General features: G+C 63.7%; 14 protein-coding genes. 5 read left to right on the plus strand and 9 right to left on the minus strand.

What is annotated here, in order from left to right; translation table 11 throughout:
- Positions 1–24: 24 nt before the first annotated feature.
- From yajC to secF, 3 genes are all read left to right on the plus strand, one after another.
- Positions 25–291 (plus strand): preprotein translocase subunit YajC, encoded by a 267-nt coding sequence (gene yajC / locus CHB88_RS18205; RefSeq protein WP_245845072.1) that lies wholly within the window; start codon positions 25–27, stop codon positions 289–291.
- Between the two features lie 72 nt (positions 292–363).
- Positions 364–2,223, plus strand: a complete 1,860-nt coding sequence (secD, locus tag CHB88_RS18210) for a protein translocase subunit SecD (protein WP_089400780.1) — start codon at positions 364–366, stop codon at positions 2,221–2,223.
- Between the two features lie 66 nt (positions 2,224–2,289).
- Positions 2,290–3,234: a protein translocase subunit SecF gene (gene secF / locus CHB88_RS18215; RefSeq protein WP_089400781.1), complete on the plus strand. Its 945-nt coding sequence runs from the start codon at positions 2,290–2,292 to the stop codon at positions 3,232–3,234.
- A gap of 87 nt (positions 3,235–3,321) precedes the next feature.
- Here secF and CHB88_RS18220 read toward each other — a convergent pair whose 3' ends face one another.
- Genes CHB88_RS18220 through purB form a run of 4 tightly spaced genes read right to left on the minus strand, consistent with a single transcriptional unit; the run spans position 3,322 to position 6,462 of the window.
- The gene (locus CHB88_RS18220) at positions 3,322–3,888 is read right to left on the minus strand and encodes a YceI family protein (RefSeq protein ID WP_089400782.1); all 567 of its coding nucleotides are present in this window, start codon (positions 3,886–3,888) and stop codon (positions 3,322–3,324) included.
- 38 nt (positions 3,889–3,926) lie between these two features.
- A complete protein-coding gene (locus CHB88_RS18225; protein ID WP_089400783.1) occupies positions 3,927–4,493 on the minus strand; it encodes a YceI family protein in 567 nt (188 codons plus the stop codon).
- Between the two features lie 36 nt (positions 4,494–4,529).
- Positions 4,530–5,084, minus strand: a complete 555-nt coding sequence (locus CHB88_RS18230; RefSeq protein ID WP_089400784.1) for a cytochrome b — start codon at positions 5,082–5,084, stop codon at positions 4,530–4,532.
- A gap of 10 nt (positions 5,085–5,094) precedes the next feature.
- Positions 5,095–6,462 (minus strand): adenylosuccinate lyase, encoded by a 1,368-nt coding sequence (gene purB, locus CHB88_RS18235; RefSeq protein ID WP_089400785.1) that lies wholly within the window; start codon positions 6,460–6,462, stop codon positions 5,095–5,097.
- A gap of 189 nt (positions 6,463–6,651) precedes the next feature.
- On the opposite strand from purB, the gene CHB88_RS18240 reads away from it, so the two are divergent.
- A complete protein-coding gene (locus CHB88_RS18240; RefSeq protein ID WP_089400786.1) occupies positions 6,652–7,260 on the plus strand; it encodes a glutathione S-transferase N-terminal domain-containing protein in 609 nt (202 codons plus the stop codon).
- Positions 7,261–7,350: 90 nt separating this feature from the next.
- On the opposite strand, the gene bfr is transcribed toward CHB88_RS18240, so the two are convergent.
- The 5 genes from bfr to CHB88_RS24730 all read right to left on the minus strand — a co-directional run bounded on the left by bfr (position 7,351) and on the right by CHB88_RS24730 (position 10,429).
- Complete coding sequence (bfr, locus tag CHB88_RS18245) at positions 7,351–7,827, minus strand: bacterioferritin (RefSeq protein ID WP_089400787.1); 477 nt, start codon at positions 7,825–7,827, stop codon at positions 7,351–7,353.
- A 136-nt stretch (positions 7,828–7,963) separates the two neighbouring features.
- Positions 7,964–8,197 carry a (2Fe-2S)-binding protein gene (locus CHB88_RS18250; RefSeq protein ID WP_089400788.1) on the minus strand — a complete coding sequence of 78 codons (234 nt, stop codon included), beginning with the start codon at positions 8,195–8,197 and terminating at the stop codon, positions 7,964–7,966.
- Between the two features lie 302 nt (positions 8,198–8,499).
- Positions 8,500–9,615, minus strand: a complete 1,116-nt coding sequence (mnmA, locus tag CHB88_RS18255; protein WP_089400789.1) for a tRNA 2-thiouridine(34) synthase MnmA — start codon at positions 9,613–9,615, stop codon at positions 8,500–8,502.
- On the minus strand, positions 9,608–10,093 hold the full coding sequence (locus CHB88_RS18260) for an NUDIX hydrolase (RefSeq protein ID WP_089400790.1): 486 nt from the start codon (positions 10,091–10,093) through the stop codon (positions 9,608–9,610). Before CHB88_RS18260 ends, mnmA begins: the two co-directional genes overlap by 8 nt.
- A gap of 138 nt (positions 10,094–10,231) precedes the next feature.
- Positions 10,232–10,429, minus strand: a complete 198-nt coding sequence (locus tag CHB88_RS24730) for a hypothetical protein (protein ID WP_143131356.1) — start codon at positions 10,427–10,429, stop codon at positions 10,232–10,234.
- Between CHB88_RS24730 and CHB88_RS18265 the strand changes: the two genes are divergently transcribed.
- Complete coding sequence (locus tag CHB88_RS18265; RefSeq protein WP_089400791.1) at positions 10,428–11,543, plus strand: Re/Si-specific NAD(P)(+) transhydrogenase subunit alpha; 1,116 nt, start codon at positions 10,428–10,430, stop codon at positions 11,541–11,543. The genes CHB88_RS24730 and CHB88_RS18265 overlap by 2 nt on opposite strands.
- Positions 11,544–11,584 lie beyond the last annotated feature (41 nt).

Consider the following 11,584-nt stretch of genomic DNA (forward strand, 5'->3'; position numbering starts at 1 on the left):
GCCGCTGGTCCCGAGAGCAGCCTGATGAGCTTCCTGCCCATCGTCCTGATGTTCGTGGTGCTGTACTTCCTGATGATCCGTCCTCAGATGAAGCGCCAGAAGGAACAGAAGTCGATGATGGAGGCGCTGGCCAAGGGCGACGAAGTGGTCACCGCCGGCGGCATCCTGGGCCGCGTCACCAAGGTGAGCGACGCCTATGTCACCCTCGAAATCGCCAACGGCACCGAGATCGTGGTGCAGAAGGTCGCCGTCTCCACCCTGCTGCCGAAAGGCACCATCAAGGCGCTGTAAGCCGCCTGCCCGCGCGGGCCGCCTTTTGCCGGCCCGCCGCCCGCACCCAAGCAGACCGAAAGCCGGATCATCATGAATCGCTACCCTCTCTGGAAATACATCCTGATCGCCATCGCGCTGTTGTTCGGCGTGCTGTACACCCTGCCGAACTTCTTCGGCGAATCGCCGGCGGTCCAGGTCAGCAGCGCCAAGGCCACGCTCAAGCTCGACAGCTCCGCCACCGCGCTGGTGGAACAGGCGCTGGAGAAGGGCGGCCTGAAGCCTGACGGCATCTTCTACGAAGCCACCGGCACCCAGGGTTCGGTGCGGGCCCGCTTCCCGAGCACCGATATCCAGTTCAAGGCCAAGGCCCTGCTGGAGAAGGAACTCAACCGCGATCCGTCCGACCCGACCTACATCGTGGCTTTCAACCTGCTGCCCAACACGCCGAACTGGCTGCAGAAGCTGCATGCCTTCCCGATGTACCTCGGTCTCGACCTGCGCGGCGGCGTGCACTTCCTGATGCAGGTGGACACCAAGGCGGTGCTCAACAAGCGCCTGCAGGGCATGCAGTCCAGCGTGCGCAGCATCCTGCGCGACAAGAACGTGCGCCATGCCGGCATCGCCCGCAGCGGCGACGCCATCGAAGTCCAGTTCCGCGATCCGGATACCCGCGCCAAGGCGCGCGAGGTGCTGGCTTCCCAGCTCAACGACGTGGCGCTGGCCGACAACAACGACCCGAGCAACCTGAAGCTGCTGGTGACGCTGAAGCCGGAAGCGCTGAAGAGTTTCCAGACCGAGAGCGTGAAGCAGAACATCATCACCCTCTCCAAGCGCGTCAACGAACTCGGCGTGGCCGAGCCGCTGATCCAGCAGCAGGGCGTCGACCGCATCGTGGTCGAGCTGCCGGGCGTGCAGGACGTGTCCCGCGCCAAGGACATCATCGGCCGCACCGCCACCCTGGAAGTGCGCATGGTGGACGAGTCGGTCACCCGCGGCACCGAGGAGAGCGCCGCCGTGCCGTTCGGCTCCGAGCTGTTCCGCGTCGGCAAGGGCGCGCCGGTGGTGCTGTACAAGGACCCGGTGATCACCGGCGACTACATCGCCAACGCATCCGCCAGCTTCGACCAGAACCAGCAGCCGGCGGTCAGCATCGACCTCAACGGCGACGGCGGCCGCCGCATGCGCGAAGCCACCCGCGAGAAGATCGGCAAGCTGATGGCCATCGTGCTGTTCGAAAAGGGCAAGGGCGAGGTGCTGACGGTGGCCACCATCCGCGACGAGCTCGGCTCCCGCTTCCAGATCACCGGCATGGGGTCCGCCGAGGCGGCCAACGACTTGGCGCTGCTGCTGCGCGCCGGCTCGCTGGCGGCGCCGATGGAAATCATCGAGGAACGCACCATCGGCCCGCAGCTCGGCGCCGAGAACATCGCCAAGGGCTTCTACTCGACGCTGTTCGGCTTCGCCGCCATCGCCGTGTTCATGGTGATCTACTACATGCTGTTCGGCTTCTTCAGCGTGTTTGCCCTGGCGGTCAACCTGATCCTGCTGCTGGCCATCCTGTCGGTATTGCAGGCGACGCTGACCCTGCCCGGCATCGCGGCGATCGCCTTCACCCTCGGCATGGCGATCGATGCCAACGTGCTGATCAACGAGCGCATCCGGGAGGAACTGCGCTCCGGTGCCACGCCGCATGCCGCCATCGCCGCCGGCTTCGACCGCGCCTGGGCCACGATTCTCGACTCCAACGTCACCACGCTGATCGCCGGCGTGGCGCTGCTGATCTTCGGCTCCGGCCCGATCCGCGGCTTCGCGGTGGTGCACTGCCTCGGCATCCTGACCTCGATCTTCTCGTCGGTGTTCGTCTCGCGCGGCGTGGCCAATCTCTGGTACGGCCGCAAGAAGAAGCTCACCAGCATTTCCATCGGCCAGATCTGGAAACCGACCGCCTGAGCGGCAGCAACGCATTGAATCAATCGCCCCGCCGGCAGCGCGCCGGCGGCGCAAGGAAAGGAAATCATGGAGTTTTTCCGCATCAGAAAAGACATCCCGTTCATGCGCCACGCATTGATCTTCAATGTGATTTCGGCGCTGACCTTCGTGGCGGCGGTGTTCTTCCTGTTCCACAAGGGCCTGCACCTGTCTATCGAGTTCACCGGCGGCACGGTGATGGAAGTGACCTATCCGAAGCCGGCCGACCTGGAAGGCATCCGCAAGACCATCGAGGGCGCCGGCTTCGCCGATACCCAGGTGCAGAGCTTCGGCACCGCCCAGGACGTGATCGTGCGCCTGCCGACGCAAAAGGGCGTGACCTCCGCCCAGCTGAGCGAGAAGGTGATGGCGGCGCTGACGGCGCATGACAATACCGTCAAGCTGCAGCGCGTGGAGTTCGTCGGCCCGCAGGTGGGCGAGGAGCTGGCCCACGACGGCCTGATGGCGCTCGGCATGGTGGTCATCGGCATCATGATCTACCTTGCCTTCCGCTTCGAGTGGAAGTTCGCGGTGGCGGCCATCATCGCCAACCTGCACGACGTGGTGATCATCCTCGGCTTCTTCGCCTTCTTCCAGTGGGAATTCTCCCTCACCGTGCTGGCGGCGGTGCTGGCGGTGCTGGGCTATTCGGTGAACGAGTCGGTGGTGGTGTTCGACCGGGTGCGCGAAACCTTCCGTGACCGCCGCTACGGCAAGCTGTCGACCCCGGACGTGATGAACCATGCGATCACCAGCACCATTTCCCGCACCATCATCACGCACGGCTCGACCCAGATGATGGTGCTGTCGATGCTGCTGTTCGGCGGCCCGACGCTGCACTACTTTGCCATTGCGCTCACCATCGGCATCCTGTTCGGCATCTATTCGTCGGTGTTCGTCGCCGCCGCCGTCGCCATGTGGCTGGGCGTCAAGCGCGAAGACCTGATCAAGCCGGCCAAGGCCAAGGACGAGACGGACGGCGCGGTGGTCTGATTCAATCAGCCCCATGCAGAACGAAAAAGCCAGCGCAATGCTGGCTTTTGCTTTTTGCGGCCGCTTTGGCGCGAGTACGACGGGAAGCTAGTCCGACTTCACCGCCTCCACCTCGATCGCCAGCCTGATCAGGTCGCCGAAATTGCTGTTGTAGGTCAAGCCGTAATCGCTGCGCTTGAACTCGCCGGAAGCGTCGGCGCCGCAGATCTCGCGCTTGAGCACCGGATGCTCGATGCACTTGAAGCGGTTGATGGTCAGGCGCAGCGGCCGGGTGACGCCGATCAGCGTCATCTCGCCATCCACCGCCACCGGCTGGCCGTTCCTGAATTCGACCGCCTTGCCGCGGTAGAGAATCTGTGGATACTGCTCGACGTTGAAGGCATCCCTGGCCTTCAGGCGCTCGTTGGCCTTGGCCACGCCGAAGTCGATGGTAGTGGCGTCGATGGCGATGTCCACCGTGCCGGTGCCGGCGGCGCGGTCCAGCACGATCCTGCCGCTGGTCTTGTTGAAGCGGCCGCGCCAGAGCGAAATGCCCATGTGCTCGCCTTCGAAGCTGGGAAAGGTATGGCCGGGGTCGATGGTGTAGGTCTGGGCTTGTGCGGTGGCGCTGGCGATGGCCAGCGCCAGCAGCGCGGTGGTGCGTGATGCGCGCAAGATAGCGTCTCCTCGAATCGGTTTTGTCTTGCTGAACGTTATTGGGCGGCGACGCGGAATTTCACCAGGACTTCGTCCGCCACCACGCCCGTGTCCTTCCACTCACCCTCGCCGATGTTGAAGGCGAGCCGGCTGATCGGCAGCGTGCCTTCGAACACCTGGCCGCCGCCTTCCGCCTTCGCGGCGAGCGGGAAGCGCACGTCGGCGGTCCTGCCCTTGAGCGTCAGCTTGCCGCTGACCTCGTACCTGCCAGCGCCGGCGGGCTTGATGGCGGTGGAGACGAAGCTGGCCCTGGGAAAGCGGTCGCTGTCGAACCATTCCTTCTTGCGCACTTCCTTGTTGTACTCCGGGTCGCCGATATCGAAGCTGGCGGTGTCGATGTCGACGCTGGCCTTCGCGCTTTCCGGTTTGGCGGCATCGAGATCGATCAGTACCGCGAACTTGCGGAACTTTGCCTCGACCGGCACGCCGATCTGCTTGAAGACCGCGCCGACGCTGCTTTTGGCGGGATCGACTTTCAACGGTGCAGCCGGTGCGGCGGTCGAGAAGAGAAGCGCCGCGCATGCGGCGGCCGAGGCGAGCCCGGCGCGGGTGAAACTCGGCATGTCACTCCCTGCAGTCAGGGGAGGGCGCGCGGAGCTTCAGGGCAGCATGCGCCGCAGAACGCCATCCCGGTCGATGAATTGGTGCTTCAGCGCGGCGAGCACGTGACCCGCCACGCCGGCAGCCAATATCATAGTCAAAGCGTAGTGAAGCTGCTTGAGTATCGGCTTGAGTTCCTGATCAGGGCCGATCAGCACCGGCAGCGGCAGCACGCCGAGGTAGACCACCGGCACGCCGGCGGCGAGGCTGTAGAAATAGCCGGACATTGGCACGGCGAAGAGCAGCAGGTATAGCAGGCCGTGCAGCGCATGAGCGGCCTTGGCCTGCCAGGCCGGCATGCCGGCGTCGTAGGGCGGCGCGCCATGGGTGATGCGCCACAGCAGCCGCAGGCAGGCTAGCGCCAGCACGGTCACGCCCAGCCATTTGTGCCAGGAGAAGTACTTCAGTTTGGTCGGCGTCAGGCCAGGGATGTCGACCATGGTCAGGCCGAGCGTGAAGGCGGCGGCGACGAGCAGCGCGATCAGCCAGTGCAGCAGGATCGCCACGCCGCCGTAGCGGCGTGGGCTGCCGGCCGGCGTCGCGCTGTGAATCATGGACGTAGCATCAGATGCCGCGCGCGAGCTTGGCGGCGTGGCCGATGTAATTGGCGGGGGTCATCGCCAGCAGGCCATCCTTGGCTTCCTGCGGGATGGCGAGGCCGTTGACGAAATCGCGCAGTGCTGCGCGCGAGATGCCCTTGCCGCGGGTGAGTTCCTTCAGCTGCTCGTACGGATTCTCGACGCCGTAGCGGCGCATCACCGTCTGCACCGGCTCGGCCAGCACTTCCCAGGTGGCGTCCAGATCTTCGGCGAGGCGGGCCGGATTGACTTCCAGCTTGTTCAGGCCGCGCAGGCAGCTGTCATAGGCCAGCACGGTGTAGCCGAAGGCGACGCCGATATTGCGCAGCACGGTGGAATCGGTCAGGTCGCGCTGCCAGCGCGACACCGGCAGCTTCTCCGACAGGTGCTTCAGCACCGCATTGGCCAGGCCGAGATTGCCTTCCGAGTTCTCGAAGTCGATCGGGTTGACCTTGTGCGGCATGGTGGAGGAACCGATCTCGCCTGCCTTGGTGCGCTGCTTGAAGTAGCCGAGCGAGATGTAGCCCCAGATGTCGCGGTTCAGGTCGAGCAGAATGGTGTTGGCGCGGGCCACTGCGTCGAACAGCTCGGCCATGTAGTCGTGCGGCTCGATCTGGATGGTGTAGGGGTTGAAGGCCAGGCCGAGTCGCTGCTCGATCACGTTCTTCGAGAAGCCTTCCCAATCGAAGGACGGGTAAGCCGACAGGTGGGCGTTGTAGTTGCCCACCGCGCCGTTCATCTTGCCGAGAATCTCAACGCCGGCGATGCGCTGCTGGGCGCGGCGCAGGCGCGCCACCACGTTGGCGATTTCCTTGCCCAGGGTCGTGGGGCTGGCCGGCTGGCCGTGGGTGCGTGACAGCATCGGCAGGTCGGCATTGGCGTGCGCCAGTTCCACCAGCTTGTCGATCACGCCTTGCAGCGAGGGCAGCAGCACGTCGTTGCGCGCGGCCTTGAGCATCATGCCGTGCGAGGTGTTGTTGATGTCTTCCGAGGTGCAGGCGAAGTGGATGAACTCCGACGCCGCCACCAGTTCCGGCACGTCCTTCACCTTCTCCTTGAGCCAGTATTCGACCGCCTTCACGTCGTGGTTCGTCACCGCTTCGATTTCCTTGATGCGCTGGGCATCCGCCTCGCCGAATTCGGCGGCCAGCTTGTCGAGCAGGGCTTTTGCGGCGGCGGAGAAGGGCTTGATCTCGGCGAAGCCGGCGGCCGACAGGGCCTGCAGCCAGGCGATCTCGACCTTGACGCGGTGGTGCATGAAGCCGGCTTCCGACAGCAGCGGGCGCAGCTTGTCGACCTTGGCGGCATAGCGGCCGTCGATGGGAGAAAGGGCGGAGAGAGCGGAGAGCGACATGATAGGAAGATAAGAAAAACGCGGATGCGGGAAGTGCGGCGGGGCGCGAGGCGCGCCGGTGCGGCGTCGAAAATGGTGCATTCTACCATTGTCGCTTTTCGGTCCGCGCCAAGGCCTTGCGCCGCCGGCTTGCTATAACGTGCGCAGACGCAATGTTATAATCGGACGCAATAATTACGCGACCTGTCTATGAAACTCATCGGTTCCCTCACCAGCCCTTATGTACGCAAGGTCCGCATCGTCATGGCGGAGAAGAAGCTCGATTACGAGCTCGTGCTGGAGAACGTGTGGTCTCCCGATACCAAGATCCGCCAATCCAACCCGCTGGGCAAGGTGCCCTGCCTGGTGATGGAAGACGGCGGCGCGATGTTCGATTCGCGCGTCATCGTCGAATATCTCGATACGCTGACCCCGGTCGGCAAGCTGATTCCGCCCCATGGCCGCGAGCGCGCCGAGGTGAAGTGCTGGGAAGCGCTGGCCGACGGCGTGCTGGATGCCGGCATCCTGGCGCGCCTGGAAAAGACGCTGCGGCCGGAAGAGCAGCAGAGCGAATCCTGGATCAGCCGCCAGAACGACAAGATCCACGGCGGCCTGAAGGCGATGTCGGCCGGCCTGAAGGACACGCCCTTCTGCACCGGCAACCACTACACCCTGGCTGACGTCGCCGTCGGCTGCGCGCTCGGCTGGCTATCCTTCCGCTTCCCTGAAATCGCCTGGCGCGAGGATTACCCCAACCTCGCCAAGCTGTTCGACAAGCTGTCGGAACGGCAGTCCTTCAAGGACACCATCCCGAGCTGATCCGCGAATCGCCGGCAGGAACAAAGAAAAAGGGCAGTCGTTACAGGCGACTGCCCTTTTTCTTCATTTGCCCGAAGGCCGACGAGCGGCTTACTCTTCGGGATCCATCTGCGACTGCAGGTAATTTTGAAGGCCGATCTTATTGATCAGGTCGAGCTGGGTTTCCAGCCACTCGATGTGCTCCTCGGTATCGTCCAGGATTCTCACCAGGATCTCGCGCGAAACGTAATCGCCGGCGGCTTCGCAGGCGGCGATGCCATCCTTGACGGTGACTTGCGCCGTCTGTTCCAGGTTCAGGTCGGCCTGCAGCATCTCCGGCGTCGACTCGCCGATCAGCAGCTTGTGCAGCGCCTGCAGGTTGGGCAGGCCATCGAGCATCAGGATGCGGTTGATGAGATTGTCCGCATGCTTCATCTCGCCGATGGATTCGTCATATTCCTTCTTGCCCAGCCGCTCGAATCCCCAGTGGCGGTACATGCGCGCATGGAGAAAGTACTGGTTGATGGCTGTCAGCTCATTGGTCAGCTGAGCGTTCAGCAGCCTGATGACGTTGGGATCGCCCTTCATGGATACCTCGGAGGAGAATTTGTTGTCTGGGCCCGCAAGAGCGGGCATAGGCAACCATGATAGCGCAAGTTGACATTCCTGCCACGGCGGTGGAACCGCTGCGCCGGGACAGGAAAGCGGAGAGAGGGGAAGCGGTTCAGGCCGCGATGGCCTGGAAGATCATCGGCTGGAATTGTTCACGCACGCCGACAGCGGCGCTGCGCTGCAGGCTCAGGCATTCACGCAGCACCTGCTTGGCGTGCGAATGGCATTTGCCGCAGCAGGTGCCGACCGCCAGGCATTCGCGCAGCTGCGCCATGGAGGTGGTGCCATTGCTGACGGCTTGTTCAATCTTGCGGTCGGAAACGTTGTTGCAGATGCAGACGATCATATCGGTCCTGTTTTACGCATGGCGCCGAAGTGGCGGGTCAAAAACTGTCAAAAATTCAAATGCGAACAATTCGTATTTAGATTATTCTCGATTCCGCTTGTATTGGCAAGCGGTTCGTGAACTTCTTTTGCCGCGTTGCGATGACCCAACGATGGCGCCGGAACGTAATTGTCCGAATGGAAACGGAGACACGCGGAAGGAAGCCGGCGGCCGCAGGCATGCAGCCGCACACGCTAATGCGGTCGACCTGGAGGAGGGCGGAAAAAAAGCGGCCGGAGAGACCGGCGCGAAGAGAATCAGGCTCAGCCGATGCTGGCCGCGCTGATGATGCCGCCGCCGAGGCAGACCTCGCCGTCGTAGAGCACCGCCGACTGGCCGGGCGTCACCGCCCATTGCGGCTGATCGAAGCGCAGGGCGAACCCTTCCTGCTGCGACAGGAAGCGGCAAGGAACATCCGCCTGGCGGTAGCGGGTCTTGGCGGCGATCATGCCTTCGCCCGGCGGCTCGCCGGCGACCCAGCTTTCCTGGCCGGCGCTCAGCTCGCCCGACAGCAGCCAGGGATGATCATGGCCTTGCGCCACGTAGAGCGTATTGGCCGCCACGTCCTTGCGCGCCACATACCAGGCATCGCTGCTGCCCTCGGCGTTCTGGTAGCTCTTGATGCCGCCGAGTCCGATGCCCTTGCGCTGGCCGAGCGTATAGAAGCTGAGGCCGACATGCTCGCCCACCACCGCGCCATCGGGCGTCTTCATCGGGCCGGGAGCGTAAGACAGATAGCGGTTCAGGAATTCGCGGAACGGCCGCTCGCCGATGAAGCAGATGCCGGTGGAATCCTTCTTCCTGGCGTTCGGCAGGCCGATTTCCTCCGCGATCCTGCGCACTTCGGTCTTGTGGATCTCGCCCAGCGGAAACAGGGTGCGCGACAGCTGCGCCTGGTTCAACCGGTGCAGGAAGTAGCTCTGGTCCTTGCTGGCGTCGATCGCCTTGAGCAGCTGGAAGCGGCCGGCGCCGGGGCCGGACCGGACTTCCCGCACGCGCGCATAGTGCCCGGTGGCGATCAGATCGGCGCCGAGCTTCATCGCATGGTCGAGGAAGGCCTTGAACTTGATTTCGGCATTGCACAGCACGTCCGGATTGGGCGTGCGGCCCGCCTGGTATTCGCGCAGGAATTCGCTGAACACCCGTTCCTTGTATTCGGCGGCGAAGTTCACCGCCTCGATGTCGACGCCGACCACGTCAGCCACGCTGGCGGCATCGATCCAGTCCTGCCGCGTCGAGCAGTACTCGGAATCGTCATCGTCCTCCCAGTTCTTCATGAACAGGCCGATGACTTCATAACCCTGCTGCTTCAACAACCAGGCCGAGACCGACGAATCCACGCCACCGGACATGCCGATCACCACCCTTTTTTTAGGCATGCAATGCTCCAACCACGTTGGGATGGGTGTAGATGATGCTGAGCGGCGCGCGCTTGCCGGCGAGATAGTCGTCGACACAGCGCAGCACCAGCGGGCTGCGGTGCTTTTCCTGGCAGGCGACCAGCTCATCGCGCGTCATCCAGACGGTGCGCAGGATGCCGGTGTCGAGCGGCCGGTCGAGTTCGGCGCCGACGTCGCCGCAGAAGGCGAAGCGCAGGTAGGTCACTTCGGTATGGGTGCGCGCCGACAGATAGCGCGACATGTACATGCCGACCAGGGCGGTGGGCGTGAATTCATGCGCCGCTTCCTCCATGGTTTCGCGGGTGACCGCCTGCTCCAGGGATTCATTCGGATCGAGATGACCGGCCGGCTGGTTGAAGCGGATGCCGTCGCTGGTTTCTTCCTCCACCAGGAGGAAACGCCCGTTGCGCTCGATAATGGCCGCAACGGTGACGGAAGGTTTCCAAACGTCAGTCATAGTATTCCTCAAAAGAGGGCGACATTTTACCGTGCGACCGATAGTTATGCTGCTTGCAGGCCGCTGGGGTGTCGCCGGGAAATGGTGACTGGCGGAATCATGCGCCCGATTCCTATCCCATCCCTTGCGGTCGATTAATCAATCTGTACCAGCGAAATCCACCGTGGATGAAGAAAGCATGCCCCCGAATTTTTCCGTTTCTGCTACGAAATTTGCCAAGGTTATGGGAAGATGTCGGCGATATTGCAAGTTGGAGCGCTGCAATAAGGCACCATCAACGTTTTGAAGCATAGAGGTAGCACCGTCACATTTTTCAATTCTGCAGGAGGATTTCATGAGAATCGGCATCCCCGCCGAAACGCGTCCGGGCGAGACCCGGGTAGCCGCCACCCCTGAAACCGTCAAGAAGCTGGTCGCGGCCAAGCACGAGATCATCGTCCAGTCCGGAGCCGGCCTGCTCGCCAGCGTCACCGACGACGCCTATGCCGCCGCCGGCGCCCAAATCGGCTCCGCCGCCGACGCCCTCGGCTGCGACATGGTGCTGAAGGTGCGCGCGCCATCGGCCGAGGAGCGCACCCTCATGAAATCCGGCAGCGTGCTGATCGGCATGCTCAATCCCTTCGATGCCGATAACACTTCCGCCATGGCCGGCAGCGGGCTGACTGCCTTCGCCCTGGAAGCCGCGCCGCGCATCACCCGTGCCCAGTCCATGGACGTGCTGTCCTCCCAGGCCAACATCGCCGGCTACAAGGCGGTGATGCTGGCGGCAAATACCTACCAGCGCTTCATGCCGATGCTGATGACCGCCGCCGGCACGGTGAAGGCGGCGCGGGTGCTGATCATGGGCGTGGGCGTCGCCGGCCTGCAGGCCATCGCCACCGCCAAGCGCCTCGGCGCGGTGATCGAAGCTTCCGACGTGCGCCCGCCGGTGAAGGAGCAGGTGGAGTCGCTCGGCGCCAAGTTCATCGACGTGCCCTATCTCACCGACGAGGAGCGCGAAATCGCCCAGGGCGCCGGCGGCTATGCCCGGCCGATGCCGCCGGAATGGATGAAGCGCCAGGCCGAACTGGTGCATGAGCGCGCCAGGCAGGCCGACATCATCATCACCACCGCGCTGATTCCCGGCCGAAAGGCGCCGGTGCTGATCGGCGAAGACACCGTCAAGGCCATGAAGCCCGGCTCCGTCATCGTCGACATGGCGGTGGAGCAGGGCGGCAACTGCCCGCTCTCCGAACTCGGCAGGACGGTGACCAAGCATGGCGTGCACATCATCGGCGAGCCGAATCTCGCCTGCCTGGTCGCTGCGGACGCTTCCGCCCTGTATGCCCGCAACGTGCTCGACTTCCTCAAGCTGATCGTCGACAAGGAAGGCCAGCTGGCCATCAACCGCGAGGACGAGATCGTCGCCGCCACCCTGCTGTGCAGCGGCGGCGAGGTGCTGCGCAAATAAGCGGCGCCCGATCCGGGTTCAACCTACAGGGAGACATACCA

Source organism: Noviherbaspirillum humi (genome assembly GCF_900188095.1).
GTDB lineage: Bacteria > Pseudomonadota > Gammaproteobacteria > Burkholderiales > Burkholderiaceae_D > Noviherbaspirillum > Noviherbaspirillum humi.